Below are 26521 nucleotides of genomic sequence, written 5' to 3' on the forward strand. Positions count from 1 at the left end.
ATGACGGAGTGTGAGGAATCCTCTTCGCGACCCGCTACGCTTGGGTTAAAGCTAGAGCGTAACGCAACCTCTCCGGGCAACGTGACGCGACTGCTTCACCTCATCGTCGCACTTCTTCTCGTCGCGGGTCGCACTGCGTTCGCCGCGCCGTGCCAATTCGAAACGCAAGGCGAAGGCCGCGTCGCCGCCATCGTCGATGCCCGCAGTGTACGTCTCGACGACGATCGCGAAATCCGCCTCACCGGGATCGAGGCGATATCGACGACAAAGCAGGCGCTGATATCGCTGCTCGTTGGCCGCGACGTGACGTTACGGAGCGCTGACGACACGCCCGACCGCTACGGCCGCCAAGGCGGACTGGTCTTTGTCGGCGAGAGCGACATCTCCGTGCAGGCGACGCTCCTCGCCCAGGGCGACGCCATCGTCTCCGCCGAGATTGCCGACAAGGACTGCGCGGCCGCCCTGATGGCGTCGGAAGCCGAGGCGAGGCGCCAAAAAAAGGGCAACTGGGCTGACCCGTCGGCCATAAAAAACGCGGAAAGTCCGGACGATATTTTGGCGGGGATCGGGCGTTTTGTGGTGGTCGAGGGCAAAGTCCTGTCGGTCCGGCAAGCTGGGGCAATGACCTACCTCAACTTCGGACGAAACTGGACACGCGGCTTCGCCGTGACTATTTCAAAGCGCATGGTGCCGGCGTTCGAAAGCGGCGGGATCGCCCTTAAGTCCTTGGAGAGTCGACGTATTCGTGTGCGGGGTTGGGCTGAGGGGAATGCGGGGCCGCGGATTGACGTACGCCTCGTGGGACAGATCGAGTTGCTGGGCGCAAGCGAGCCGACAGGGGTAAGGCCCTAAAAGGGGCCAGGCACGGGTTAAGCGACGTGAATGGGGTGCTAGGACGGCACGGACGAGGTGAACGCCGCCGCCTGCGGGCGGTGCCGGCTGCGCTATGCCTCGTGCTGGGTTCAGCCCTTGCCGGTTGCGGCGATATGGGCCGGTTCCAGACCGCGGCGGCCCCGCCGACCGTCGCGATGCCCAAGCCGAAGCCGGCCGTCGCGCAGACCCCCGCCACCGAGAAGGAGCACGAGCGCATCCTGGCGAGCTATGGCGGTACCTATGACGACCCCAGGCTCGAATCGCTCGTCAGCAAGACCGTCGACCGGCTGGTCGCGGCGTCCGACCGCCCCGACCAGGGTTACAGGGTCACGATCCTCAATTCCGGTGCGGTGAATGCCTTCGCACTGCCGAACGGCCAGCTCTATGTCACGCGCGGCCTTCTTGCGCTGGCGAGCGATACGTCTGAATTGTCCTCCGTGCTCAGCCACGAGATGGCGCATGTGCTGTCCAAGCACGCCGCGATGCGCGAGGACCAGGCCCGCCAGGCCGCGATCGTCACCCGCGTCGTCACCGACATGAGCAACGATCCCGACCTCACCGCGCTCGCGCTCGCCAAGACCAAGCTGACCATGGCGAGCTTTTCGCGCAATCAGGAGTTCGAGGCCGACGGCGTCGGCGTCGGCATCTCCGCCAAGGCCCATTTCGACCCTTATGGTGCCGCACGCTTTCTCTCGGCGATGGAGCGCAATGCCGAGCTGAAAGTCGGCAAGACCTCGCTCGATCCGCGCGCCCAGGATTTCACCTCGTCGCATCCGGCAACGCCCGAGCGCGTGCAGAACGCGCAGACCATCGCGCGGCAATACGCTGCGCCAGAGGGTGGCGAGCGCGACCGCGAGACCTATCTCGCCGCGATCGACAACCTCGTCTACGGCGAAGACCCCAGCGAAGGTTTTGTCCGTGGCCGGCGCTTCCTGCATCCGAAGCTCGGCTTCACCTTCCAGGCGCCGGACAATTTTACGCTCGACAACACCGCGCAGGCCGTGATCGGCGTGCGCGACGGCGGTTCGCAGGCGATGCGTTTCGACGTCGTGCGGGTGCCGGCCGAACAGTCGCTCGGCGATTACCTGAATTCCGGCTGGATGGAGGGCGTCGAGAAAGCCTCCACCGAGGACATCACCATCAACGGTTTTCCGGCTGCGTCCGCCACCGCCAAGGGTGACCAGTGGCAGTTCAAGGTCTATGCGCTGCGCTTCGGTAGCGACGTCTACCGCTTCATCTTCGCGGCACGGCAGAAGTCGACCGAGAGCGAGCGCAATGCGCGCGAGACCGTCAGTTCATTCCGCCGCCTGACGCTCGACGAGATTCAGGCCGCGCGCCCGCTGCGCATCAAGGTCATCACCGTGCAGCCCGGCGACACCGTGGAATCGCTCTCCCACCGCATGGCTGGCGTCGATCACCCGGCCGAGCGTTTTCGCGTGCTCAACGGGCTCGATCGCAACGCGCAGGTGAAGGTGCGCGATCGTGTGAAGGTTGTGGCGGATTGACGATATAGCGCGCCGCCCACCCGCGCTCACTTTCCCGCGCTGGATCAAGCCATCCCCGATACCCGCGCGATCTCACGCCAACTCGGCCGCAGCTCGCTGCATGTTCGACGCGATGTCGTTGGTGACCGCACTCTGCTCCTCGACCGCCGCCGCGGTATTCGCAACATACTCGCTTACGTGCCCGATGGCGGAGCGGATCGCCGCCAGAGAGCCCGCAACGTCGCCGGAGACGGCGTTCAGAGCCTCGATCTCGCTCGTGATCTTCTCGGTGGCCTGCTTGGCCTGGGTGGCCAATCCCTTCACCTCCGACGCAACGACCGCAAAACCCCTGCCCGCATCGCCGGCCCTTGCCGATTCGATCGTGGCATTCAGCGCCAGCAGGTTGATCTGCCCGGTGATGTTGCCGATCAGGCCGACGATACCGCCCATCGATTCGGCCGCGGAGCTCAACCGCCTCGCCTGCGTGTCGGCCGCCTCCACCTGACTGACGGCGTTGATCGTGGTCTGCCGCGACTTCACCATCGTTTCAGATATCTCCCGAATTGACGCGTTCATTTCCTCGCTACCGGCAGCGACCGACTCGATCAGTTCTCGCGCCCGCTCGGCTTTCATTCGTGCGACCGCCTGCGCGGTGACATCACTTGCATATTTCACGATTTTGAAGGGCTTTCCATTGAGATCCATGATGGGATTGTAAGAGGCCTGAATCCAGATCTCCCGTCTTCCCTTGGCAAGTCTCTTGTACTCGGCGGCCTGGAACTCGCCGCGATTGAGCTTCCGCCAGAATTCCGCGTACTCGGGCGAGTTGCGGTAGGCGGCTTCAACAAACATGCCGTGATGCCGTCCCTGAATCTCGGGCAGCGCATATCCCATTGCGTCGAGGAAATTCTGATTCGCCCAGCGAATGGTGCCGTCGATGTCAAATTCGATGACCGCCTGGGATTTCTTGATGGCTTCGATCTGGCCGTTGGTATCGGCCGCCCTCAACTTCTGCTCGGTAACGTCGGTCGCGAATTTGACCACCTTGAAAGGCTTGCCAGTCTCGTCGAGGATCGGGTTGTAGGATGCCAGAATCCATATCTCCCTCCCACCCTTGCCAAATCGCTTGTATTCGGCCGAAAGGTGCTCGCCCCTGTTCAGCGTCGCCCAGAATTCCAGATAGGCAGGGCTTGCGGCGAGGGCCGCGTCGACGAAGATGCTGTGATGCTTGCCGATGATTTCGTCGAGGCCATATCCCATCGCTTTCAGGAAATTGCCGTTTGCCGCAATAATCGTTCCGTCGAGGTTGAACTCGATCACCGCCTGGGCGCGGTCGATGGCCGCGATTTTTCCGGCATCCTCCATCGTCTTGATCTTTCCCGCCGTGATGTTTGTTGCAAATTTGATCACGGAGGCTGGTTTTCCGGACTTGTCGAATATGGGATTGTAGCTCGCCTGGATCCAGATCGGCGTGCCGTCCTTACTGACGCGCCTGTATTGCGCCGACTGGAATTCGCCCCGCTTCAGCCGCGACCAGAACTCGCGATATTCCGCCGTGTCACGCTCGGCTGCAGGCAAGAAGATGCTGTGGTGCTTCCCCCGGATCTCGTCAAGACCATACCCCATCGCCTGGAGGAAGTTCTCGTTCGCAGTGATGATCGTTCCATCAAGCTTGAATTCGATCACTGCCTGCGACTTGTTCATGGCTTGGACCTGCGAGAAGGCATGATCGACGTCGCTCCGCTTGCGCATTCCCAGCATCGGCATCATCCCCCATAGCGGTCATGTGATTGCAATCATCGTCTAAGCTAACGACTAGGCGCAGGGCTTCATCAGCATCCGTTATGCCCCATTCAGATCGCGCAAAGCCGTCGATCGCAAGTGCGCCGCAGCAACATGACGCTCGACCAAGTCGAACGCAGCCCGGCAAAGGAAGCTAGTTGACGAGCACCGCGCCGTCGCAGCGGATTCCGGAAACCCAGACATCGGCTTGACCGACTCCAACGCCGAGTGTCGACAAGGTGGAGACGATGAGTTGATCGATCGAACTGGTGGCTCCGGCCAGGGTGCCGCTGACCGCCGACGTCAGGCCTGGAATCGGAAGGCCGACGCCACTAACACTGAGCGACAGGTCGCCCAACAGGCTGGACGTCAACGACGACGTGAAGTTTCGCGTCGACACCGTCTTCGCCAACTGAGACTGGATGTCGACATAGGTGAAGGTCACCGGCGTCGCCGTCGTATTGCCCATCGCCGCATGCGCACGGCCGGATACGTTCAGCCCACTCACGCTGACCAGGACCGCCGCCGGCGGGTTTGGCTTGCTGGTGAAGTTCGTCATGTCGGCCATGGATACATTCCCAATCCAGGCGTCGACAATGCCGGGCGTCACGCCGAGCGTGACCGTCGAATTGCTGACGTCCGGATGACTGCAGGAAACAACGTTGAGTGCGGCTGTCCCCTGGGCAATCTCGACATAGAGCGGAAGATTGACCGTCGGAACGATGCCACTTCCTCCGACTTGCACGGTGAGCAGGATTCTGGTCTGGGCGGTGTGAACGCTCGCGCCCTCCGCGCCGACCGCCACCCATCCCGACCCGACCGGCCTTTCGCCGATCGTCGCGACCAGGCTGGCGTTCAAGATACCGGGTAGTCCGAGATTGACCGATGTCGCGATCTGATGTGTGCCATTGGCCACTTCCGCGATCGCCGACAGTAGGCTGTACACCGAGACGCTGGCGCCGACCTTCGGCTTCTGGCCGACGGTGAGGCCGTTATACGGGCCGAGATCGATCAGCGAGGCGAGGTTGACCTTGGTCGAGAGGCTGGATACAGCCTGCGATATGGTCGATAGCGCAATTGTCGCCTGGCTTGGCCCGTTGGTGGCCTGCTGCGTGGCAAGGGCTGCGGCGATTGCGTCAGACATCTTGATGTTGCCCGTTAGAATGCTGCTGTACGTCACGCCTGTGAGGCTCAAGCGTGTCGCCAGCGCGGAGGCGAAGTCGAAGGCGTCGATCCTGGCATTGATCAACGACTGGTAGTCCATCGCCGACAGAGACAGGCTGGTGCCGAGCATGCTGCCCAGCATGGCGTTCAGAAGACCGCCATTGATCGAGGCCAGTCGCGAACCGATTGCGAATGAGGCCAAAGCAGTGCTGGAAGCTGTCGCCGTCGTGGTGATCGTGAACTCGCTGGTGCCGGTGAAATAGCGCGCGAAATAGAGCGGCGTCTGGGTCTTCAGCGTGACCCGCGCCGCGTTTGCTGATCCGGTCGCGGGCGTCACGAAGCGGGCCTGCGGTGATACGGCAGAATTCGGAGTATAGGTACCGAGGTCGACGGCAACGAGCGAACTGGTCGAGTATTTGTTCTTCACGACGGTTGCGGATGCTGCATTGTAGGCGTTGCTGAGATTGCTTGCCGCGATGATCGCGGCAAGATCGGCCGCACTCTGCGCCTTTCTCCTGTCGGCGAAGATTGCGCCGACGTCGACAGCGAGGGCGGTGCAGCCGATGACGAGCGTCATGAGCCCCGCACCCATGATCGTGAAGTTGCCCGAACTATCGGCGCCAAAGCGACGAATGACGGAGTCGCCTCTCATCCTAGAACCCTCCGTATGGGATTACCGCCGACCGCGTTATCGGGAAGGGCATCGGCGGTGTGAACGGTAAGGTGAATATAAAGTTTGACGACGCGTCGTACTGGACCGTTACGACGTAGACATTCGGGTCTGAACCGGATGGGGCGGCAATCACATTGACTTTCGTGGCCTCAAGCAGAGGATAGCCGGCGACGTTGGTCGTGACATACGAAGTTGCAAGGCTATTGCGCTCGCTGTTGGTCAAGCCTGCTATCGATGTTCGCGCCGCCTCGGCTGCTAGCTGCTGAACACCGTGGACCATCGTGAGATAGGATCCGAATACCACGATACCGAAGATGATTGCCAAGAACACCGGAAGCAAAATGGCGAACTCGACGGCCGATGCTCCGCTCTGATTGGAAGGAAAACGCATTCGACACGGCCCCCTGCTCGAATCTCCGTAGCTTGACGAAGGCGCTTTTACGAAGCGTATAGTTGAATCTCGTGGAGGTTGAGGGATGTATAGATACTTATAGAGCCATAAATTCGGCTCAAGCGGCGCCGTCGGCGACGCGCAGCGGGTTTAACTAAAGAGCTACGAAAATTGTACAAAGTGGACAGCGCATCACCGAGCTGAGAGACAAGTCGCGATCAAGCTCGATTGCAGGAGACCGGATGCTTCGACACCAGCCCCTCAATATCCCTATGGAAATTGTGCGGACGGTCGTCGCCATTGCTGAAACGGGCAGCATGTCGAAGGCTGCCGAGAGGCTGTTTCTCAGCCAGCCCGCGATCAGCGCTCAGGTGAAGCGGCTCCAGGGGCTCGTCGGCGGCGAGCTGTTCACGCGGACCGCAAACGGAACGGTCCTGACCGAGCTCGGCAAGCTCGCACTTCTGCAGGCCCGTCGAATCATCGACGCCAATGACCAGCTTCTCCGGCTGGGGGGATCGGACAAGGCCACCGCGCGCCGCCTCGGCGTGAGCCAGCTATTGGCAAAGGCGCTCTTCGATGATTTCAGCCGCGAGGATCTTTCCACCCTCTTCCTTCTGGCCGAGCATTCCAGCGAGATCCGACGGGGTCTCCGCGAGGGATTTGTCGACGTCGCATGCCTGTTCCTGCACGACATCTCCGACACGGAGATCGAACGCTTGATCGTCGACGAAGTCGTGTTCGAAACAAGCTGGGTCAAGTCTCGAGACTTCGTCACGCGACCCGGCGCGCCGGTGCCGGTCGTCAGTCCCCCTGAGGACAGCTGGATGCTTGACCCGCTGGATCAGAGCGGAATTGCATACCGGATCGTACTTCGAAGCTCCGATTCGGCCGTTCGCGAAAGAGCCATCATGGCTGGCTTGGGCATATCGGCCATGCCCAGCGCGCTGGTTCCTTCAAGCATGGTGAAATCGAGAGATTACTATCTTCCAGCCCTCGCACCGTTTCGTGGTGTCGTATGTATTCGAGAAGGCTTGACGACTACCGACGTCAAACAGCTGGCAAGGCGCCTTTCCTCGCTTCTCGCGGCATTGAGTGGCAACTCACCTGCAGCTGGGCATCAGGCCAGCTCAAGCGGATGAGTCTTTTCAACCCGCTGCACGCCAATCGATCGCCGGCGAAAGGGCTCAACCGCCCGCATCCATATCGCCGGCCTCGCGCTGGCCGCTGAGCCAGAGCGCGAGCAGGGTCCAGAACGCGCCTGACAGCAGGTACGCACCCGAGGCGATGACGCCGAGATTGGTCGCAAGCAGAAGCGCCACCAGCGGTGCGAAACCGGCGCCAAACAGCCACGCCATATCGGATGTCAGCGCCGAGGCCGTGTAGCGGTACGCCTGCTTGAAGTTCGAGGCGATCGCACCCGACGACTGGCCGAACGACAGGCCGAGCAGGATGAAGCCGATCACCATGTAGATGGTCTCGCCGAACGCGCCGGCATCGAGCAGCTGCGGGGCAAAGCCGCTGTAGATCGCGATCGCGATCGCCGATCCCATCAGCAGCGACTTGCGGCCGACGCGGTCGGCGATGACGCCGGACAGCACGATCGCGCCGACGCCGAACACGGCCGCGACGATCTCGATGATCAGGAAGCGCACCGGGCTTTCGCGGGTGAACAGGAAAACCCAGGACAGCGGAAACACCGTGACCATGTGGAACAGCGCGAAGCTTGCCAGCGGCGCAAACGCGCCGAGCATGATGTTCTGGCCTTCGCGCGCCACGGTCTCGGAGATGCGCGAGGGCTGCAATTCGCGGGTCTCGAACAGCGAGGCATATTCTTCCGTCGTCACCATGCGCAGGCGCGCGAACAGCGCCACGACGTTGATGGCGAAGGCGACGAAGAACGGGTAGCGCCAGCCCCAGTCGAAGAAATCGTCGGCCGAGAGATTCCCGGCAAAATAGGCGAACAGCCCGCTCGCCACGATCAGACCGAGCGGCGCGCCAAGCTGCGGCACCATTGCGTACCAGCCGCGCTTTGAAGGCGGCGCGTTCAGCGCCAGCAGCGAGGCCATCCCGTCCCAGGCGCCGCCCCAGGCCAGACCCTGCGCGATGCGCGCCAGCGCCAGCAGCCAGATCGCCGCAACGCCGATCTCGTGATAGCCGGGCAGGAACGCGATCGCGACGGTGGCGGTGCCGAGCAGGAACAGCGCCGAGATCAGCTTGGCCGTCTTGCCGTACTCGCGATCGACCGTCATGAAAATGACGGTGCCGATCGGCCGGGCCACGAAGGCCAGCGCGAAGATCATGAAGGAATAAAGGGTGCCGGTCAGTTCGCTCGTGAACGGGAACACCAGGCGCGGGAAGACGATCACCGAGGCGATCGCGAAGACGAAGAAGTCGAAGAATTCCGAGGTGCGGCCGATGATGACGCCGATGGCGATCTCGCCGGGACTGGCCTGGTCGTGGCCGTGCTCGCCCGAGTGGTCTGCCATTGCGGGGGTCTGTGCCGTCGCCATTCGTGCGCCCTTAACGTCCTGAAAACCAAAGCCGACCGCCCGGCGAGGCGCCAGGCAATCTAGCCATGTCTGGCGCAACATCCCGCACTGCAACATTGGACAAATTGTCCAATGTCCGAATTGCTGCGCCGCAGCTACCCCTTGGCCCCGCAAAGGAAACTCATTCTCATAAGGCTCGGCCCGTGTCCCGTTTCAAGATTCTGGCGCTGCTACCCCTGGCAGTTGCGCTCAGCGGCTGCAACTACGTCGTGCTGGCGCCGGCCGGCGATATCGCGGCGCAACAGCGCGACCTCGTCATCATCTCCACCGTCCTGATGCTCCTGATCGTCGTCCCGGTGATGGCGCTGACGGTGCTGTTCGCCTGGCGTTACCGCCAGTCCAACACCGAGGCCCGCTACGAGCCGGAATGGGACCACTCGACCAGCCTCGAGCTGGTGATCTGGTCGGCGCCGCTTTTGATCATCGTTTGCCTGGGCGCGCTGACCTGGATGGGCACGCATCTGCTCGACCCCTATCGCGCGCTCGGCCGCATCCATGCCGACCGCGCTGTGGATCAGTCCAAGGCCCCGCTCGAGGTCGACGTCGTCGCACTCGACTGGAAATGGCTCTTCATCTATCCGGACTACGGCATCGCCACCGTCAACGATCTGGCGGCTCCGGTCGATCGTCCCATCAACTTCCGCATCACCGCCTCCTCGGTGATGAACTCGTTCTACATCCCCGCGCTGGCCGGCCAGATCTACGCGATGCCAGGCATGGAGACCAAGCTCCACGCCGTCGTGAACCACGCCGGCAGCTACCGGGGCTTTTCGGCGAACTACAGCGGCGCCGGCTTCTCCGGCATGCATTTCAACTTCCAGGGCCTCGACGACAAGGGCTTTGATGCCTGGATCGCCAGCGCCAAGTCCGGCGGCGGCTCGCTCGGCCGCGCCGAATATCTCCAGCTCGAAAAACCCAGCCAGAACGAGCCGGTGCGGCGCTACGGCACCGTCGATTCCGATCTCTACCGCCTGATCCTCAACATGTGCGTCGAGACCGGCAAGATGTGCCAGAGCGAGATGATGGCGATCGACGCCAAGGGCGGCCTCGGCCACGAGGGCCTGAACAACACGCTGCCGCTGGCTTACGACAAGTACGCCCGCCGCGGCACGGCGCTTGGGCCGGAGCCGACCTTCGTCGCCGGCACCTGCACGCCCGATGCGCCGCAGGGCAAGACCACCGCCTCCATCACGGCACCTGTCGACACCGCGCCGCTGCTCGGCGCCGGCTTGAAGCGGCCGACTTTCACGCCGCTGAAGTCCTCGTCCTTCTTCCTCGGACAACGTCCGAAGTCAGATTCGTAAAGAGATCCCGCATGTCTCCTGATCTTCTCAAGCTCATCTTCGGCCGGCTCACCATCGAATCGCTGCCGCTGCACGAGCCGATCGTCGTCGGCACCTTCGCGGTGGTGGCGACCGGCGGCCTCGTCATGCTCGCCGGCCTGACCTATTTCCGTCTCTGGGGTTATCTCTGGAGCGAGTGGTTCACCAGCGTCGACCACAAGCGCATCGGCATCATGTACATGATCCTCGGCATCGTGATGCTGCTGCGCGGCTTCGCCGACGCGCTGATGATGCGGTTGCAGCAGGCACTCGCCTTCGGCGGCTCGGAGGGCTATCTCAACTCCCATCACTACGACCAGGTCTTCACCGCCCACGGCGTGATCATGATCTTCTTCGTGGCGATGCCGCTGGTCACCGGCCTGATGAACTTCGTGGTGCCGCTCCAGATCGGTGCGCGCGACGTGTCGTTCCCGTTCCTGAACAATTTCAGCTTCTGGATGACGGTCGGCGGCGCGGTGCTGGTGATGGCTTCGCTGTTCATCGGCGAATTCGCCCGCACCGGCTGGCTCGCTTATCCGCCGCTGTCGAACATCGGCTACAGTCCGGATGTCGGCGTCGACTATTACATATGGGGACTACAGGTCGCGGGCGTCGGAACGACACTGTCCGGCATCAACCTGATCTGCACCATCGTCAAGCTGCGGTGCCCCGGCATGACCATGATGCGGATGCCGGTGTTCACCTGGACCGCGCTCTGCACCAACGTGCTGATCGTCGCTTCCTTCCCGGTTCTGACCGTCGTGCTCGCGCTGCTCTCGCTCGACCGCTACGTCGGCACCAACTTCTTCACGAACGATTTCGGCGGCAGCCCGATGATGTACGTGAACCTGATCTGGATCTGGGGTCATCCCGAGGTCTACATCCTGGTTCTCCCCGCCTTCGGCATCTTCTCGGAAGTGACCTCGACCTTCTCGGGCAAGCGGCTGTTCGGCTACACCTCGATGGTCTACGCCACGGTGGTCATCACCATCCTGTCGTACCTGGTCTGGCTGCACCACTTCTTCACGATGGGGTCGGGCGCCAGCGTCAACTCGTTCTTCGGCATCACCACGATGATCATCTCGATCCCGACGGGCGCGAAGATGTTCAACTGGCTGTTCACGATGTATCGCGGCCGCATCCGCTTCGAGCTGCCGATGATGTGGACGATCGCGTTCATGCTGACCTTCGTGCTCGGCGGCATGACCGGCGTGCTGCTCGCGGTGCCGCCGGCCGACTTCGTCCTGCACAACAGCCTGTTCCTGATCGCGCACTTCCACAACGTGATCATCGGCGGCGTCGTGTTCGGCGCGTTCGCCGGTATCGGCTACTGGTTCCCGAAGGCGTTCGGCTTCAAGCTCGACCCGTTCTGGGGCAAGCTGTCGTTCTGGTTCTGGGTCACCGGCTTCTACCTCGCCTTCATGCCGCTCTATGTGCTCGGCCTGATGGGCGTGACCCGCCGGCTCCGTGTGTTCGACGACCCGAGCCTGCAGATCTGGTTCATCGTCGCCGGCATTGGCGCCTTCCTGGTCTTCCTCGGCATCCTCTCGATGTTGATGCAGTTCGCCGTCAGCTTCCTCAGGCGCGAGCAGCTCAAGGACGTCACCGGCGATCCCTGGGACGCGCGCACGCTGGAATGGGCGACCTCCTCGCCGCCGCCGGACTACAACTTCGCCTTCACCCCCGTCGTTCACGACAATGACGCGTGGTGGGACATGAAGAAGCGCGGCTATCAGCGCCCGCTCACCGGGTTCAAGCCGATCCACATGCCCAGCAGCACCGGCACCGGCATCATCCTCGCCGGCTTTGCCACCGCGATGGGGTTCGGCCTGATCTGGTACATCTGGTGGCTTGCGGCCGCGAGCTTCATCGCGATGCTCGCCGTCGGCATCGGTCACACCTTCAACTATCACCGCGATTTCGACATTCCGGCCGACGACGTCATCCGGGCCGAAGACGCGCGCACCAAACTGCTCGCCGGAGCCAAGTAAATGACTGTCGCTGTCAATCCCACGCAAACCGGCGAGCCGGTCTTCTACCTCGCCGACGAACACCCGCATCCGGAAGGCTACAGCACTTCGCTCGGCTTCTGGATCTATCTGATGAGCGACTGCCTCATCTTCGCGATCCTGTTCGCCACCTTCGGCGTGCTCGGCGGCAACTACGCCGCCGGCCCGGCGCCGAAGGATTTGTTCGAGCTGCCGCTGGTCGCGGTGAACACCTCGATGCTGCTGCTGTCGTCGATCACCTACGGCTTCGCCATGTTGACGATGCAGCAGAACAAGATCGGCCAGACCCAGATGTGGCTGGCGATCACCGGCCTGTTCGGCGCCGCCTTCATCGGCATCGAGCTGTCCGAGTTCGCCCACATGATCCATGAGGGCGCGACGCCGCAGCGCAGCGCCTTCCTGTCCGCCTTCTTCACCCTGGTCGGCACCCACGGCCTGCACGTCAGCTGCGGCCTGATCTGGCTGGTGACCCTGATGGTGCAGGTCTGGAAGTTCGGCCTGATCGAGGCCAACCGCCGCCGCCTGATGTGCCTGTCGATGTTCTGGCACTTCCTCGACGTGGTCTGGATCGGTGTCTTCACCTTCGTCTATCTCCTGGGAGTTCTGCGATGAACACCGATACTCACGCCGCCCACGCGGACGATCATCACCACGGCGATAGCCACGCTCACGGCTCGTTCTCGACCTACATGCTCGGCTTCGTGCTCTCGGTCGTGCTCACCGCGATCCCGTTCTGGCTGGTGATGAGCGGCGCGCTTCCGAGCAAGCAGATCACCGCGCTCGTCATCATGGCCTTCGCGGTCGTGCAGATCGTCGTGCACATGATCTACTTCCTGCACATGAACACGACGTCCGAGAACGGCTGGAGCATGATGGCGCTGATCTTCACCATCGTCATGGTGGTGATCGCGCTGTCCGGTTCGCTGTGGGTGATGAACCACCTCAACAGCAACATGATGCCGATCCACCAGATGACCGGGATGAAGTGACCGAAACCCGGACCGCGACGAGCAAGGCAATCGGGGCGCGCGGCGACGCTGCGCGTCCGTCCTTGTGGCTCACGGTCCTCTCGCTCACGGCCTTCGTGCTCCTGATCGCGCTCGGCATCTGGCAGATCGAGCGCCGCGCCTGGAAGCTGGCGCTGATCGACCGCGTCGAGCAGCGCGTTCACGCCCCGGCCCAGCCGATCCCCTCGTCCGCTTCTTGGCCTGCGGTGTCCGCCGCAGCCGACGAATACAGGCATGTCCGCGTCACCGGACGCTTCCTGCATGACCGCGAGACGCTGGTTCAGGCCGTCACCGAGCTAGGCCCCGGCTATTGGGTGATGACGCCACTCAAGCGCGACGACGGCACGCTGGTCCTGGTCGACCGCGGCTTCGTGCCGTCCGAGCGGCGCGACGCATCGACGCGCCGGGACGGCAATCCGCAAGGCCAGGTCGAGATCACCGGCCTCTTGCGCGTGACGGAGCCAAAAGGCGGATTCCTCAGGAACAACGTGCCCCAGCACAATCGCTGGTATTCGCGGGATGTCGCCGCGATTGCAGCGGCACGCGGCCTCGACCACGTCGCGCCGTTCTTCGTCGATGCCGACGCCGGATCACAATCCGGCAGCGGTCCAACCGGCGGATTGACCGTGATCAGCTTTCCCAATAACCACCTGATCTATGCGCTGACGTGGTTTGCCCTGGCTTTCATGCTGGCCGGCGGGCTTTTCGTCACATTCGGCGGCGGGCTGTTCCGCCGCAAGAAGCCCTGGAGCGGCTTCGTCCACGAACCGGCCGGCGGCTCCGATGCTGCCGCCCGCAGGACGGGATCAGATGCTGGAACGATCGTCGAGCCCACCTGACGACGGAAGAACGCATGGCGCCGTCACGCTGCAATCGCAGGCGGACGCGCGCAGCGAGCTGATCGGCGCTGCGCCAACCGACGACGAGACCAACCGCAAGAACATGGCGCTGCTGATCCAGCTGCGCTGGATTGCAGTGGTCGGCCAGATCGTGACGATCGGCGGCGTGCACGCCTGGCTCGGCATTCCCCTGCCCCTCACCCGCATGGGCGCGGTGATCGGCGCACTGGTCTTTCTCAACGTCTCCAGCCTCGTCTGGGTGCGCCATCGCGCCGCGATCACCAACAACGAGCTGCTGGTCGCCCTGATGCTGGACGTCGCCGCGCTGACCGCGCAGCTCTATCTCAGCGGCGGCGCCACCAATCCCTTCACCTCGCTATTCCTGCTCCAGGTGACGTTGGGCGCGGTGCTGCTCGATGGCCGCTCGACCTGGTCGCTGGTCGCGTTGACCTGCGCGAGCTTCGTCTGGCTGACGGTCGCCTATCGGCCGCTCGATCTGCCGCCGAATCCGATCAGCGAGACCTACAGCCTCACGGTCACGGGCATGCTGCTGGGCTTCGTGCTCAACGCCGTGCTGCTGGTGGTGTTCGTGACCCGCATCAACAGGAATTTGCGTGAGCGCGACGCGCATCTGGCGGCGCTGCGCCAGCATGCGGCCGAGCAGGATCACATCGTGCGCATGGGCCTGCTCGCCTCCGGCGCGGCTCACGAGCTCGGCACGCCGCTCGCCTCGCTCTCGGTCATCCTCGGCGACTGGCGCCGCATGCCCGACCTCGCCGCCGATCAGGAGCTGGCCGAGGATCTGGCTGAGATGGAGACCTCGCTGCAGCGCTGCAAGTCGATCGTGACAGGCATCCTGGTGTCGGCGGGCGAAGCCCGCGGCGAAGGGTCGTCGCCGACGACGGTGACGGCTTTCGTCACCGCGCTGGTGGAAGAATGGCGCGACGCGCGCTCGGCGCGCACGCTGTATTTCGTCAACACCTTCGGCGAGGACATCGCGATCGTCTCGGACGTGGCGCTGAAGCAGGTGATCTTCAATGTGCTCGACAACGCCTACGAGGTCTCGCGCGACTGGGTCGAGCTCGTTGCCGAGCGCGAGGGCGATAATCTCGTGCTGTCGATCAGCGATCGCGGTCCCGGCTTTGCGCCGGAAATGCTGGCACAGCTCGGAAAACCCTATCAGTCGAGCAAGGGCCGCGCCGGCGGCGGGCTCGGCCTGTTCCTGGTGGTGAACGTGGTGCGCAAGCTCGGCGGCAGCGTGACCGCCGAGAACCACAGGAAGCGCGGCGCCACCGTCCGCCTCACGCTGCCGCTCGCAACGCTCGCGATCGGAGGCAGCTTTGACGCCTGACCGTTCGCTCATCGTCGTCGAGGACGATGCCGGCTTCGCGCGCACCCTGAAGCGTTCGTTCGAGCGCCGCGGCTACGAGGTCGTGCTCGCCGCCTCGATCGAGGACGTGCGGAAAGTTCTGGAGGAACGATCGTTCGGCTATGCCGTCGTCGACCTCAAGCTCGGCGGCGCCTCGGGCCTCGCCTGCGTCGAGCTTTTGCACACGCACGATCCGGAGATGCTGATCGTGGTGCTGACGGGCTTTGCCAGCATCTCCACCGCCGTCGAGGCCATCAAGCTCGGCGCTTGCCACTATCTGGCAAAGCCGTCGAACACCGACGACATCGAGGCCGCCTTCAACAAGGCCGCAGGCAACGCCGAGGTCGCGCTCGATGCCCGGCCGACCTCGATCAAGACGCTGGAATGGGAACGTATCCACCAGACCCTGATCGAGACCGATTTCAACATCTCGGAAGCAGCACGGCGGCTCGGGATGCATCGGCGGACGCTGGCGCGGAAGCTCGAGAAGCGGCCGGTGAAGTGAGTTCTTTCGTCGGGTCGACATCGAGTTTGTTGAGCGCGCCCTTACGACGCACCAAACAAAAAGCCCGGCCAACCGGCCGGGCTTTTGATCTGTTGCGATGAACGCGCGGGACGCTTACGCCGCCTCGTCGGCGACCGTGGCGCCGCCGTCGCCATCGGTCTCGTCGCTATCGCCCTCGGCATCCGTATCGGCCTCGCCTTCGGCGGCTTCCGACTTGGCTCCGGTGCGGCGCGGGCTCTTGGCGAGCTGGGCCTCGATCTCCTTGACCGCTTCGGTCTCGGTCGAGTGCTGCACCACCGCGATCTCGCGGGAGAGACGGTCGAGCGCTGCTTCATAGAGCTGGCGTTCGCTGTAGGACTGCTCGGGCTGCGACTCGGAGCGATAGAGGTCGCGCACGACTTCCGCGATCGCGACGATGTCGCCCGAATTGATCTTCGCTTCGTATTCCTGGGCGCGCCGCGACCACATGGTGCGCTTGACGCGGGCACGGCCCTTGAGTGTCTCGAGCGCACGCTTCACCAGCGCGGGCTCTGACAGCTTGCGCATGCCGACATTGGCGACCTTGGCGGTCGGCACGCGCAGCGTCATCTTGTCCTTGATGAAGTTGATGACGAACAGCTCGAGCTTCGCGCCGGCGATCTCCTGCTCCTCGATGGCCAGGATCTGGCCGACGCCGTGAGCGGGATAGACGACGAATTCGTTGGCCTTGAAGCCCTGACGCTGGGTGACGACCTTCTTTTCCTCGACCTTGGGCGCAGCAGCCACGGGCTTCACGGCCGGCTTGGCAGCAGCGACAGGGGCCTTGGCAGGAGCAGCAGCAACAGGAGCCTTCGGCGCGGCGGGCTTTGCAGCGGGAGCCTTGGCGGCGGGTGCCTTGGCAACAACAGGCTTGGCAGCAACAGGCTTGGCAACGGTCGCTTTCGCGGCCGGCTTGGCAGTCTTGTTAGGCATTGCGCTTCTTTTGTTCTTCGAGGACTTTGCAGCCGGCGCCTTCGTCGCGGTCCGACCCTTGGATGCGCTACGGCTGGCCGCGGCGACTTTCTTGGCGTCCTTATGGGAAGCCTTCGCTGAAGTACTCTTTTTACGCGTTTTCTGTGACACAGCCTGCGCGCGGAAACTGCCACGCCCCTGTTCGACATTTGGTTTCACGGGAACCCAACGGGGCCGACGGGGCTAACCAGGGTTCGGCTCAATGTGCCCAATATAGCACATTTCCCGCAAAAATCAATGATTTAGGGGTCTTAAGGGCTGGTTTTCGGCGATAACGCCGCTATTAGGGTTAAGTTTGGTCCGAATTAGTCGCCGGAGCCGGGGTTCGAGGAGAAATACTTGTCGAACTTGCCCTCCACGCCGTCGAATTCCTTGGCGTCGGCGGGTGATTCTTTCTTCTGGGTGATGTTCGGCCAGCTCTTGGCGTAGTCGGCGTTGACCGTGAGCCACTTTTCCAGGCCCGGTTCCGTGTCCGGCTTGATGGCGTCGGCGGGGCATTCCGGCTCGCACACGCCGCAATCGATGCACTCGTCAGGATGGATGACGAGCATGTTCTCGCCCTCGTAGAAACAGTCGACCGGGCAGACCTCGACGCAGTCGGTGTACTTGCACTTGATGCAGGCTTCAGTGACGACGTAAGTCATCCAACGCTCCGAAAAGCTCTTTTAAAAGTCGCGGCTTGCGTAGCGCGGATGGCCCGGCGCCGCAAGCTCAGGAACGGTCGATCATGACGGCTTTATGCGCTTGATCGACCAAGAAATGAATTCAAAGCGCAATTAATTGCGCTGAGAATTCGGATGGCCTTCGCTCAGCTCTTCGTAGAGCACACGGGCCGAGGCGGCATCGCCGCGGCGCTCGTTGAAGGCGACAACTTTCAAGACGCGCACGGTGCGATCGAGCGCGATGGTGAGCACGTCGCCGATCTTGATCGCATGCCCCGGCGCTTTCTCGCGTGCGCCGTTGACGCGAACATGGCCGGACTCGACAAGCTCGGCGGCAGAGGTGCGCGCCTTCACCACCCGCGCGTGCCACAGCCATTTGTCGATGCGCTGCCGCTCGGTCGTGGGATCACTCCTTACGCCCGGACAGCTGCTCCTTCAGCGCAGCGAGCTTTGCGAACGGCGAGTTCGGATCGACCGGACGATCGCGCTCGCGCGGGTTGGCGCTCGATGCGTAGGGTCGCAGCGAGGGCCCGCCCTGGCGGTCGCGGCCCTTGTCGCGGTCGCGGCCACGGTTGTCGCGGCCCTTGTCGCGATCGCCGCCGAACTTGCCCTTGTTGCGATCCTTGTTGTCGCGGTCCTTGCCTTGATCTCGACCCTGGAAGCTGCGGTTCTTGTCGTCGCGTCCCTGCCCCTCCGGACGCGGCGCGCCTTCGCCGCCACCTTCGCGCGGCTTGCGGAAGTCTCTGCCGCCATCGCGACCAGAATCCCTGCGATGACCGCCGCCATGGCGATGGCGCTCACCGCGCTTCTCGCCGTCGGCGGCCTGCGCGGCTTCGCCTTCGGCAGGAGCAGTGCCTGCTTCAGCAGCCGCCTGCGGACGCGGCTGGTGATGACGCTGGTTGCGATGGCGCTCGTGGCGCGGCTTGCGTTCGTCGTGACGGCCGCCCGGACGCCAGACCTCGATGAGCTCGGGCTCGGCGGGCGTGGCCGCGGCCTCCGCAGGCGCAGCGGCATCGGCCGACGCGGCGGCTTCGGTTGCAGCGGTCTCTGCAGGCGCGGTTTCGGCGGGAGCGGTTTCGGCAGCTTCAGCGGGGACCGCAGCCTCTTCGGCCGGTGGCGCGATGCCGGGAGCGTCTTCCGGCGTGACGGGAGCCTCAGGGGAAGCTTCGAGCGCCGGCTCGTCATGCGCGGGCTCGTCGTGCTGCTCCATGCCGGGCGCGTCTTCGACGGTCACAGGCTCGGCGGCGGCTTCGATCGCCGTGTCCGCGGGCGCCGCGCCGTCTTCGACCGGCGTTTCGGTTGCTTGCGTCTCGGCGGGGGTCTCTGCGCTGGAGGCTTCAGCAACAGGCGCCTCAACAGCCGCAGCGGGCTTCGCCGGCAGCGGCGGACGCTTGTCCATGCGATAGCCGAGCGCGCGCAGCACGGACGCAAAGTCTTCGCCGGCCGAACCGGTGAGCGACGTCATCGCCTGCGTCACCACGAAGCTGCGGCCGTCGAATGCACCGGCGGGCTTTTCGCCGGACGCGTTCTCGCGCCAGGCCAGCGCCGGGCGGATCAGATCGGCAAGGCGTTCCAGGATGTCGACGCGCACGGCGCGTTCGCCGGCCTGCTTGTAGCCGAGCACGCGATAGGCATCGCGCGGCAGCTGCTTGTCGACCGGGAACGAGGTGCGGCCCGAGCTCGCCAGATGCTGCGCGCCCGACAGCGCGGAGGGATCGACATTGTCCTGCTTCAGCGCCCAGAGCAGCGCGGCCAGCGCGCGCCCGGCCGGCTTGAGCAGGCCGGGGAAATAGATGTGATAGGCGCCGAAGCGGACGCCGTATTTGCGCAGCACGGCACGCGAAGGCTGGTCGAGGTCCTTCAGCTCGTTGGCGATCTTCTGGCGCTCCAGCACGCCGAGCGCCTCGACGAGCTGATAGGCGATGCCGCGGGCGATGCCGGTGACGTCCTCGGCCTTGCTGAGCTCGAACATCGGCCCGAGCAGCTTTTCGACATGCGTCTTGAGCCAGAGGTCGAGCCGGGCCTGCACCTTCTCGCGGGGACCGCCCGTGAGGCGTTCGTCGGAGATGATGCGGATGCGCGGATGCAGCGCGTCCTCTGCGGCAGACAGCCGCGCCACGGCGTCGCCGGTCCAGCGGATGATGCCTTCCGAGGTCAGCACGAACTGCTCGTCCGGCGCATTGCCCAGTTTTTCGGCGCGCGCGTTGATCTCGCCGGCGAGCACGGCCTGCGCTGCAGCCTGCAACGCTTTCGCATCGGAGCCGGCTTCCGCCGCATCCGGTGCAAAGGTGAAGCCATCGAGGCGGCCGATGACATGGCCTTCGACGATGACTTCGCCGGTCTTGCCGATTTCCGTATTCAAGCTCGTGTTCTCCCGCAGGCGGCGCATCAATACACTGGTCCGGCGATCAACGAAACGCTCAGTCAAGCGTTCATGGAGCGCATCCGATAATTTATTTTCGATCTCGCGGGCGATCCCCTGCCAGCGTTCGGGGTCTTTCAGCCAGTCGGGACGGTTGGCGACGAAGGTCCAGGTGCGAATCTGCGCGATCCGGGCCGACAGCGTGTCGATATCGCCGTCGACGCGGTCGGCCTGGTCGATCTGGGTCCTGAACCAGGCGTCGGGGATGCAGCCCTTCCGCATCAGGAAGCCGTACAGCGTGGTGACCAGCTCGGCATGGGCGGCCGGCGACAGTTTTCGGTAGTCCGGGATCTGGCAAGCCTCCCATAGCCGTTCCACCGCATCCTTGCCATGCGCGACATCGCGCACCTCGGCGTCGCGGGCGGCATGGTCGAGCACGCGCATGTCCTCGGCGATCGGCGCGCGCGTCAGCGCCTCATGGCCGGGGGCCAGGTTCAGCGACACCTGGAGCGCGCCCAGCGAGGCGAAATCCAGCTTCGAATTGCGCCATTGCAAAACCTTCACGGGGTCGAAGGTGTGGTTCTGCAGCGCATTGACGAGCTCGGGCTCGAATGGCGCGCAGCGGCCGGTGGTGCCGAAGGTTCCGTTGCGGGTGGCGCGGCCGGCGCGACCGGCGATCTGGGCGAATTCGGACGGCGTCAGGCGGCGGAACTGGTAACCGTCGAACTTGCGGTCGGAGGCGAAGGCGACGTGGTCGACGTCGAGATTGAGGCCCATGCCGACGGCATCGGTGGCGACGAGGTAATCGACCTCGCCGTTCTGGAACATCGCCACCTGCGCATTGCGCGTGCGCGGCGAGAGCGAGCCCAGCACCACGGCGGCGCCGCCATGCTGGCGGCGGATCAGCTCGGCGATGGCGTAGACCTCGTCGGCCGAGAAGGCGACGATGGCGGTGCGGCGCGGCTGGCGCGTGATCTTGCGATCGCCGGCGAATTCCAGCTGCGACAGGCGCGGCCGCGTGATCATGGAGACGCCCGGTAGCAGCCGCTCGATAATCGGGCGCATCGTCGCGGCGCCGAGCAGCAGCGTCTCGTCGCGGCCGCGGCGGTTGAGGATGCGATCGGTGAAGACGTGGCCGCGTTCGAGGTCGGAGGCGATCTGCACCTCGTCGACGGCGAGGAACGAGACGTCCAGATCCCGCGGCATCGCCTCGACGGTCGAGACCCAGTAGCGCGGCGATTTCGGCTTGATCTTCTCCTCGCCGGTCACAAGCGCGACGGCGTCGGGGCCGACCCGCGCGGCGATCTTGTTGTAGACCTCGCGCGCGAGCAGGCGCAGCGGCAGCCCGATCATGCCCGAGGGATGCGCGAGCATCCGCTCGATGGCGAGATGGGTCTTGCCGGTGTTGGTCGGCCCGAGCACCGCAGTGACGCCGGCGCCGGGGAGCCGCTCGGAAGCGAAGGGGGAGGAGGAAAAAGGCATCTGGGGGATTAGGTAATGGCGATTGGGGCGAATGTCAGTGCTGTTTTGGGGCGACGGCGCGAAGCGCCTGGAAGTCACCTCGCCGCGGCTTCTCCGCTGTCATCCCCGGCTTGACCGGGGCATCCAGTACGCTGCGGCTTCTCCGCTCAACCACAGACGCCTCGGCGTACTGGATCGCCCGGTCAAGCCGGGCGATGACACCGAGAGTGTGGGAGCATCCTCCCCGAATCCCGCGCAACTGTCTCACTTTGCGACGCTTTTCCCGTTGGCTTTAAGCTTCGGAACGAGTTGAGAACGAATCGCGGCCGAATCGCTGACTCCCCCTTGAGTCCCGTTCCGTTCACGCAACATGTCGCGGGAGGCTTATTGGCTTCGTACTAGATGGAGTTTTGCCCCGCCGCACAAGCGACGTTTCGATGGCGGATTCGCTAAAGCTGGGGACGGCGCGGAGTCGAATCAGAATCGGGAAGGAGTCAAATGGATTCCCGGCCCTCGACCCCTCCCCAGCAAAAAACGCGAAAACAACCCCATGCACAGTAGGCATGTCTTTGAAATCACTTGCATTTATTTTTGCCAAAACGGCAGGGTCGTAGCCCGTATGGAGCGAAGCGGAATGCGGGGGAGCCAAGGCAAGGAAGAAACCCGGATTTCGCTGCGCTCTATCCAGGCTACGGCTACGGCAGCCGGGCCACTGCAGCGCGGCTCACTGCGTCTTCGCGACCCTGGGCGGCTGTGCCGTGGTGATGAAGGAGGTTGCTTCCAGCATGGCCGGCCCGAGCGGCGTCGGCACTTTCAGCCAGAACGGGACCAGGATGCGCGTGCCCGCCACCGGCGCGAACGCGACCTCGATGTTGCGCTGGGCGGCGAGATATTTGATCACGGGGCGGTCTGGGATGTAGCCGGCAATGGGGACGAAGTAGAGCGAGCAGACCACGACGGGGCCGTGATAGCCCTTCTCCGCCTTCACGGTTTCCATGCGCTTGAAATCGAGCTTGAGCTCGTAGCGCATGCGGCCGTCGAACACGGCGGCGCTGCCGTGGCAGGCGTCCGCCGACAGCACCTCGCCGGTGCCAGCCACGCGCACCAGCGAGGCCGTCATCGGGTCCCAGACGCCGCGGCGATGCGCGTCGGTGACGACGATACGGTCGGGATCGACCGGCGGCTCCGGCACGATGCCGAACTCCTTCACATTGCCCTTGTCGAGCGTGATGCGGATCTCTTCGGTCTTCTTCGAGGTGGTGGTGGAGGCCTGGTAGCCGGTCGCGACCAGCGCGCCGTTGACCACGCGGCCCTGCGAGGCGCCGGTGCCGGACCCGCCCGCGAATGATTTCAGCAGCCCCGAGGTGCCGCCGGAGGCAGCGGCCGCGAACACGTCGTCCTGGATCTCGATATTCCAGGCGCCCTTGCCGACCGGAATGCCGGCCAGCGTCGCCTCGTATTGCGCCTCGAGCTTGCCTTGCGCCGCTGCGGGCTCCGCCGCCCACGCCAAGGCCAGCCCACCGAGGGCCGCCATGGCCAACCGGCCGGCAGAACGCGGACGGGCCGCGCGCGGCTCCGTCGAGCGCAGGCCGGGCGCGAGATGAGGCGTTGTGAGCACGAAACAATCCAATCGGGGCGCGAACGGTTGTTACTTAAGCCAAAAACCACTGCAAACAATGTGTCCGGGCTTGTCCGCTTCCGGAACTCCACCGGATATTTCGGGTGCGAATGCGCCCTTTATGTGATGGTAAGGCGTTTTAAACATTGCCGTTTTGGTGATCGGGGGCGGGGCAGAAGCGCGCACCTCACCCCGCCACCTCCGCCCGTCATGCCCCGGCTTGACCGGGGCATCCGGGACGCTGCGGCCCCTCTGGTCAGCCGCACCGGCCCGGAGTACTGGATCGCCGGTCAAAGCCGGGCGATGACGGCTACCCTGGAGCACGAAACCCGCCCCAAAACCTTGACGGCTCGCCGCTTCCCCCCTATACGTCCGCCCGCTCCCTGCAAGGACGAAAGAATTAGCCCCCGTGGCGCCCCGGATGGCGGCCGCACTCGTTGGGGGCTCGAACAAGGATTTTGACATGTCTCGCCGCTGCGAACTGACGGCCAAGGGCCCCCAAGTCGGCCACACGGTCAGCCACTCCAACATCAAGACCAAGCGCCGCTTCCTGCCGAACCTGGTCAACGTGACCTTCATCAGCGAAGCGCTGGGCCGCAACGTGCGCCTGCGCGTCTCCACCAACGCGATCAAGAGCGTCGACCACAATGGCGGCCTCGATCCCTTCCTGCTCAAGGCCAAGGCCGCCGTGCTGTCGCCGCGCGCCCTCGAGCTGAAGCGCGCCATCCAGAAGAAGGTCGGCCCGACCCCCGCGCCGGCGAAGAAGGCGAGCTAAGAATTTCGAATTGGGCGGGGGCTAAGTAGCGTCGCGTGGCGTAGGCTTAGCCAAGTAGAGTTTGCGTGACGGCCGGATCGGAAGATCCGGCCGTTTTTGCGTTGCACATTGATCAATGCGGTCTAGACCTCGCTGGCAGCCACCACCTAAGGTTTAAGGGCACCGACCGATGATTCGCCTGTAGGGTAGCGTCCATGAACAAGGCGACAGTCCTGCTTAGCGGAGGAATCGACTCCGCATCAGTAGCAATGCTGCTGAAGGCTAAAGGGTTAGCGGTCCGGGGGCTGTTTATCGACTTTGGACAAGCATCACGTGAGATGGAGCAAAAATCAGTCGCGCAACTGAAGGAAATAATCGGAATTCCCGTTGACCAGATTCAGGTCAACTCGCTCCGCTCATATGGCGCAGGCGAGTTAGTCGGAAGGAATGCTTTTTTGATTTTTGCTGCGGCACTACTCGGAAACTGCGACTCAGGCGGAATAGCTATCGGGGTTCATAGCGGTACTGCCTATTACGACTGCTCATCCGATTTCATGCAGAAGATAGATGCCCTCATTCAACAGTGCTCCGACGGAAAACTATCCGTCTTGGCGCCTTTTGTTCGTTGGAGCAAAGATGACGTTTACAGCTATTTCCTCTCCCAAGGCATTCCCCTCGAAAACACGTACAGCTGTGAGGCTGGCAGTTCGCCTCCTTGTGGTCGGTGTACATCTTGTCTCGACCGAGCGAGGCTAGAATGTTCGCTAAAAGGCGCTTCGTCAGATTAAGCAATGGCACTGAACTGAAGACACCTATTCTTTTGCCTTCGTTCTCCAGCAAAGGCTTTCCGAAGGTACAGAAGATACTCAAGGCATGCGAAGAATACATCGCTGATCAGGTACTGGTCAGCGCTTACGACATCTCCTACGGATTGCTGTTACCTGAGCTTGATTTTGCCTCTGCAATATTCCTCGACAGCGGCGGATACGAAGCATCCAAAGATTCTGATTTGTCAGAAATCTATGAAGGCGATCACTCTCCTAGAGAGTGGTCTCCCGAGAAGTACGATGACGTCGTTCGAAATTGGTCTAGCCTCTCTCCGACCATCTTCACCAGCTTCGATCACCCCAAGTATCGAGTGGACACAAAGGATCAGATAGAACGCGCCCGCAGGCTTCCCATTCCTTTGGGCGAACACGCACGATCAATATTGTTCAAACCTGAGGGCGAAAAAGGAATCAGGCTACATCTTGATCGAGTCACTCCACATCTCGGCAAGCTCAGGGAATTCGCCATTGTGGGCGTCACGGAAAAGGAGATCGGCGATTCAATCTTGAACCGCATGGCAAACGTAGCGCGGCTTAGGAAGGCGCTCGACCGACATCATCCAGATCTGCCTATACACATATTTGGAAGCCTCGACACGATCTCCACCTACCTTTTTTTCCTAGCAGGTGCAGACATATTTGATGGGCTCACTTGGCTTCGATACGCGTTTGCTGACGGAGATACAGTCTATCGGCATTCCTTTGGAGCTCTGAAAATGCCCATCAGTATGAATTCTGATATCGTAGAAGGGTGCTGCTGGTCAAACAACTATCAGTACATGCAGCAAATGCGCCTAAACATGTCGAAGCATGTCAACGATAGCGAATTTGAGCATTTTGGGAAACATAGCGAACTCATAAGAAGCGCTTATCAGGCCATGTGCGCAGAAATTGCCGGAGATTGAACATGGGCGGAAGCGGCGGCGGAAATGTCTTTCAGCACAGGTCTCCGGAGCAACTCGCTAAGCAAGTGCGTAAGGCGGAAGACGAGACGACCGTCAAGGTGTTCGAGACGGACCTGAACTCATTACTCGGCGAATTGCTCGCTTCAGCCAATAGTCGCAATGTCGACCTCGTTCAGGATCGTCTTTCGGAGATCAAGGATGAACTTAGCGACACCTTGGAGGAATCCGTGGACTTGCTATTCGGCGGATCAGTAGCAAAGCACACATATGTTGATGGAATTAGCGATATCGATTCGCTTTTAGTTTTTAGCCAATTGGACTTCGAAGGCGATAAGCCCTCCGCTGCGCTTGAAAGGATTTCCGAGATTATCCGAAATGCCGTTCCGACTTCTGCGACGGTCGCGGCAGGCCGCCTTGCCGTTACGATCGAGTACAAAGATGCGATGCAGATTCAACTTCTCCCCGCATTCCGCACCAATGGTGGCCTAAGGGTTCCCTCTTTTCTACGCGACGGCTGGTCTCATATCGCGCCGCAAGAATTTCAAAAGGCCCTAACTGCGCGCAATGATGAGTGCGGCGGAAAACTTGTCCCCACGATCAAGTTGGCCAAGGCAGTTATTGGCACTCTGCCGGAGAAGCAACGCCTAACAGGCTATCACGTTGAGAGCTTGGCCATAGCTGCGTTTAGGGATTATCAGGGTGCAAAGACCAGCGCAGCGATGCTGCCCGTTTTTTTTGAACGCGCTCGCGAACTCGTACTGCAACCGATACGGGACAGCACCGGCCAATCAATCCACGTTGATGGCTATCTTGGCGAGACAAACAGCGCTTCGCGTGTTGCCTCAAGCCATGTACTCGGAAGGATCGCAAAGCGAATGAGAAATGCGAGCGCGCATATGTCCCACGATCAATGGAAGGCGCTCTTTGGATTGGCCGATGAGTGATGCAGCTCTTCGAACCCAAATCGAACACATG

The 26521-nt window shown here is 62.8% G+C and carries 23 protein-coding genes; 14 read left to right on the forward strand and 9 right to left on the reverse strand.

The window, feature by feature from the left end; all coding sequences use genetic code 11:
- The gene (locus JQ591_RS32650; protein WP_211400129.1) at nucleotides 1-852 is read left to right on the forward strand and encodes a thermonuclease family protein; all 852 of its coding nucleotides are present in this window, start codon (nucleotides 1-3) and stop codon (nucleotides 850-852) included.
- A gap of 134 nt (nucleotides 853-986) precedes the next feature.
- Entirely contained in the window at nucleotides 987-2378 is a 1392-nt protein-coding gene (locus JQ591_RS32655; RefSeq protein ID WP_249137965.1) for a M48 family metalloprotease, read from the forward strand.
- Nucleotides 2379-2450: 72 nt separating this feature from the next.
- On the opposite strand, the gene JQ591_RS32660 is transcribed toward JQ591_RS32655, so the two are convergent.
- The 3 genes from JQ591_RS32660 to JQ591_RS32670 all read right to left on the reverse strand — a co-directional run bounded on the left by JQ591_RS32660 (nucleotide 2451) and on the right by JQ591_RS32670 (nucleotide 6367).
- Entirely contained in the window at nucleotides 2451-4118 is a 1668-nt protein-coding gene (locus JQ591_RS32660; RefSeq protein WP_211400131.1) for a methyl-accepting chemotaxis protein, read from the reverse strand.
- A 175-nt stretch (nucleotides 4119-4293) separates the two neighbouring features.
- Nucleotides 4294-5955: a pilus assembly protein TadG-related protein gene (locus JQ591_RS32665; protein WP_211400075.1), complete on the reverse strand. Its 1662-nt coding sequence runs from the start codon at nucleotides 5953-5955 to the stop codon at nucleotides 4294-4296.
- Nucleotide 5956: 1 nt separating this feature from the next.
- Nucleotides 5957-6367: a TadE/TadG family type IV pilus assembly protein gene (locus JQ591_RS32670; RefSeq protein ID WP_211400076.1), complete on the reverse strand. Its 411-nt coding sequence runs from the start codon at nucleotides 6365-6367 to the stop codon at nucleotides 5957-5959.
- A gap of 242 nt (nucleotides 6368-6609) precedes the next feature.
- Between JQ591_RS32670 and JQ591_RS32675 the strand changes: the two genes are divergently transcribed.
- Nucleotides 6610-7506, forward strand: a complete 897-nt coding sequence (locus JQ591_RS32675) for a LysR family transcriptional regulator (RefSeq protein WP_211400077.1) — start codon at nucleotides 6610-6612, stop codon at nucleotides 7504-7506.
- Nucleotides 7507-7551: 45 nt separating this feature from the next.
- Here the strand turns inward: JQ591_RS32675 and JQ591_RS32680 are convergent, their stop codons facing one another.
- Nucleotides 7552-8877 (reverse strand): MFS transporter, encoded by a 1326-nt coding sequence (locus JQ591_RS32680; RefSeq protein WP_211400078.1) that lies wholly within the window; start codon nucleotides 8875-8877, stop codon nucleotides 7552-7554.
- Between the two features lie 182 nt (nucleotides 8878-9059).
- On the opposite strand from JQ591_RS32680, the gene cyoA reads away from it, so the two are divergent.
- The 7 genes from cyoA to JQ591_RS32715 are packed head-to-tail and all read left to right on the forward strand — an operon-like array spanning nucleotide 9060 to nucleotide 15967.
- Nucleotides 9060-10220 carry a ubiquinol oxidase subunit II gene (gene cyoA / locus JQ591_RS32685; RefSeq protein ID WP_211400079.1) on the forward strand — a complete coding sequence of 387 codons (1161 nt, stop codon included), beginning with the start codon at nucleotides 9060-9062 and terminating at the stop codon, nucleotides 10218-10220.
- 11 nt (nucleotides 10221-10231) lie between these two features.
- Nucleotides 10232-12229 carry a cytochrome o ubiquinol oxidase subunit I gene (gene cyoB / locus JQ591_RS32690; RefSeq protein ID WP_211400080.1) on the forward strand — a complete coding sequence of 666 codons (1998 nt, stop codon included), beginning with the start codon at nucleotides 10232-10234 and terminating at the stop codon, nucleotides 12227-12229.
- A complete protein-coding gene (cyoC, locus tag JQ591_RS32695) occupies nucleotides 12230-12859 on the forward strand; it encodes a cytochrome o ubiquinol oxidase subunit III (protein ID WP_211400081.1) in 630 nt (209 codons plus the stop codon).
- On the forward strand, nucleotides 12856-13236 hold the full coding sequence (cyoD, locus tag JQ591_RS32700) for a cytochrome o ubiquinol oxidase subunit IV (RefSeq protein ID WP_211400082.1): 381 nt from the start codon (nucleotides 12856-12858) through the stop codon (nucleotides 13234-13236). Before cyoC ends, cyoD begins: the two co-directional genes overlap by 4 nt.
- Complete coding sequence (locus JQ591_RS32705; protein ID WP_211400083.1) at nucleotides 13233-14093, forward strand: SURF1 family protein; 861 nt, start codon at nucleotides 13233-13235, stop codon at nucleotides 14091-14093. Before cyoD ends, JQ591_RS32705 begins: the two co-directional genes overlap by 4 nt.
- Nucleotides 14065-15444, forward strand: coding sequence for an ATP-binding protein (locus JQ591_RS32710; RefSeq protein WP_211400084.1), 1380 nt, complete (start codon nucleotides 14065-14067; stop codon nucleotides 15442-15444). The genes JQ591_RS32705 and JQ591_RS32710 overlap by 29 nt, the downstream gene beginning before the upstream one ends.
- The gene (locus JQ591_RS32715; RefSeq protein ID WP_211400085.1) at nucleotides 15434-15967 is read left to right on the forward strand and encodes a response regulator transcription factor; all 534 of its coding nucleotides are present in this window, start codon (nucleotides 15434-15436) and stop codon (nucleotides 15965-15967) included. Before JQ591_RS32710 ends, JQ591_RS32715 begins: the two co-directional genes overlap by 11 nt.
- 114 nt (nucleotides 15968-16081) lie before the next feature.
- On the opposite strand, the gene JQ591_RS32720 is transcribed toward JQ591_RS32715, so the two are convergent.
- From JQ591_RS32720 to JQ591_RS32740, 5 genes are all read right to left on the reverse strand, one after another.
- Complete coding sequence (locus JQ591_RS32720; protein WP_211400086.1) at nucleotides 16082-16918, reverse strand: CarD family transcriptional regulator; 837 nt, start codon at nucleotides 16916-16918, stop codon at nucleotides 16082-16084.
- Between the two features lie 344 nt (nucleotides 16919-17262).
- The gene (gene fdxA, locus JQ591_RS32725; protein ID WP_211400087.1) at nucleotides 17263-17601 is read right to left on the reverse strand and encodes a ferredoxin FdxA; all 339 of its coding nucleotides are present in this window, start codon (nucleotides 17599-17601) and stop codon (nucleotides 17263-17265) included.
- A gap of 132 nt (nucleotides 17602-17733) precedes the next feature.
- Entirely contained in the window at nucleotides 17734-18003 is a 270-nt protein-coding gene (locus JQ591_RS32730; protein WP_211400132.1) for an RNA-binding S4 domain-containing protein, read from the reverse strand.
- Nucleotides 18004-18025: 22 nt separating this feature from the next.
- Entirely contained in the window at nucleotides 18026-21463 is a 3438-nt protein-coding gene (locus JQ591_RS32735) for a helicase-related protein (RefSeq protein WP_211400088.1), read from the reverse strand.
- Between the two features lie 703 nt (nucleotides 21464-22166).
- A complete protein-coding gene (locus tag JQ591_RS32740; RefSeq protein WP_211400133.1) occupies nucleotides 22167-22976 on the reverse strand; it encodes a DUF3108 domain-containing protein in 810 nt (269 codons plus the stop codon).
- A 547-nt stretch (nucleotides 22977-23523) separates the two neighbouring features.
- On the opposite strand from JQ591_RS32740, the gene rpmB reads away from it, so the two are divergent.
- The 4 genes from rpmB (at nucleotide 23524) to JQ591_RS32760 (ending at nucleotide 26490) form a co-directional block, all read left to right on the forward strand.
- Nucleotides 23524-23835, forward strand: coding sequence for a 50S ribosomal protein L28 (gene rpmB / locus JQ591_RS32745; RefSeq protein ID WP_007604603.1), 312 nt, complete (start codon nucleotides 23524-23526; stop codon nucleotides 23833-23835).
- Between the two features lie 194 nt (nucleotides 23836-24029).
- A complete protein-coding gene (locus JQ591_RS32750; protein ID WP_211400089.1) occupies nucleotides 24030-24602 on the forward strand; it encodes a 7-cyano-7-deazaguanine synthase in 573 nt (190 codons plus the stop codon).
- On the forward strand, nucleotides 24572-25546 hold the full coding sequence (locus JQ591_RS32755) for a hypothetical protein (RefSeq protein WP_211400090.1): 975 nt from the start codon (nucleotides 24572-24574) through the stop codon (nucleotides 25544-25546). The genes JQ591_RS32750 and JQ591_RS32755 overlap by 31 nt, the downstream gene beginning before the upstream one ends.
- Nucleotides 25547-25548: 2 nt before the next feature.
- Nucleotides 25549-26490 carry a CBASS oligonucleotide cyclase gene (locus tag JQ591_RS32760; protein ID WP_211400091.1) on the forward strand — a complete coding sequence of 314 codons (942 nt, stop codon included), beginning with the start codon at nucleotides 25549-25551 and terminating at the stop codon, nucleotides 26488-26490.
- Nucleotides 26491-26521: the final 31 nt, after the last annotated feature.

The sequence above is a fragment of the Bradyrhizobium canariense genome (assembly GCF_018130465.1).
In the GTDB taxonomy this organism is placed as follows: Bacteria; Pseudomonadota; Alphaproteobacteria; order Rhizobiales; family Xanthobacteraceae; genus Bradyrhizobium; species Bradyrhizobium canariense_C.

Coding starts and splice junctions, on each gene's coding strand:
- rpmB (WP_007604603.1), top strand. CDS start 23,524: ATGTCTCGCCGCTGCGAACTGACGGCCAAGGGCCCCCAAGTCGGCCAC.
- JQ591_RS32660 (WP_211400131.1), bottom strand. CDS start 4,118: ATGCTGGGAATGCGCAAGCGGAGCGACGTCGATCATGCCTTCTCGCAG.
- fdxA (WP_211400087.1), bottom strand. CDS start 17,601: ATGACTTACGTCGTCACTGAAGCCTGCATCAAGTGCAAGTACACCGAC.
- JQ591_RS32670 (WP_211400076.1), bottom strand. CDS start 6,367: ATGCGTTTTCCTTCCAATCAGAGCGGAGCATCGGCCGTCGAGTTCGCC.
- JQ591_RS32735 (WP_211400088.1), bottom strand. CDS start 21,463: ATGCCTTTTTCCTCCTCCCCCTTCGCTTCCGAGCGGCTCCCCGGCGCC.
- JQ591_RS32755 (WP_211400090.1), top strand. CDS start 24,572: ATGTTCGCTAAAAGGCGCTTCGTCAGATTAAGCAATGGCACTGAACTG.
- JQ591_RS32720 (WP_211400086.1), bottom strand. CDS start 16,918: ATGCCTAACAAGACTGCCAAGCCGGCCGCGAAAGCGACCGTTGCCAAG.
- JQ591_RS32665 (WP_211400075.1), bottom strand. CDS start 5,955: ATGAGAGGCGACTCCGTCATTCGTCGCTTTGGCGCCGATAGTTCGGGC.
- JQ591_RS32710 (WP_211400084.1), top strand. CDS start 14,065: ATGCTGGAACGATCGTCGAGCCCACCTGACGACGGAAGAACGCATGGC.
- cyoB (WP_211400080.1), top strand. CDS start 10,232: ATGTCTCCTGATCTTCTCAAGCTCATCTTCGGCCGGCTCACCATCGAA.
- JQ591_RS32650 (WP_211400129.1), top strand. CDS start 1: ATGACGGAGTGTGAGGAATCCTCTTCGCGACCCGCTACGCTTGGGTTA.
- JQ591_RS32760 (WP_211400091.1), top strand. CDS start 25,549: ATGGGCGGAAGCGGCGGCGGAAATGTCTTTCAGCACAGGTCTCCGGAG.
- JQ591_RS32675 (WP_211400077.1), top strand. CDS start 6,610: ATGCTTCGACACCAGCCCCTCAATATCCCTATGGAAATTGTGCGGACG.
- cyoD (WP_211400082.1), top strand. CDS start 12,856: ATGAACACCGATACTCACGCCGCCCACGCGGACGATCATCACCACGGC.
- JQ591_RS32740 (WP_211400133.1), bottom strand. CDS start 22,976: ATGGCGGCCCTCGGTGGGCTGGCCTTGGCGTGGGCGGCGGAGCCCGCA.
- cyoC (WP_211400081.1), top strand. CDS start 12,230: ATGACTGTCGCTGTCAATCCCACGCAAACCGGCGAGCCGGTCTTCTAC.
- JQ591_RS32750 (WP_211400089.1), top strand. CDS start 24,030: ATGAACAAGGCGACAGTCCTGCTTAGCGGAGGAATCGACTCCGCATCA.
- JQ591_RS32655 (WP_249137965.1), top strand. CDS start 987: ATGGGCCGGTTCCAGACCGCGGCGGCCCCGCCGACCGTCGCGATGCCC.
- JQ591_RS32680 (WP_211400078.1), bottom strand. CDS start 8,877: ATGGCGACGGCACAGACCCCCGCAATGGCAGACCACTCGGGCGAGCAC.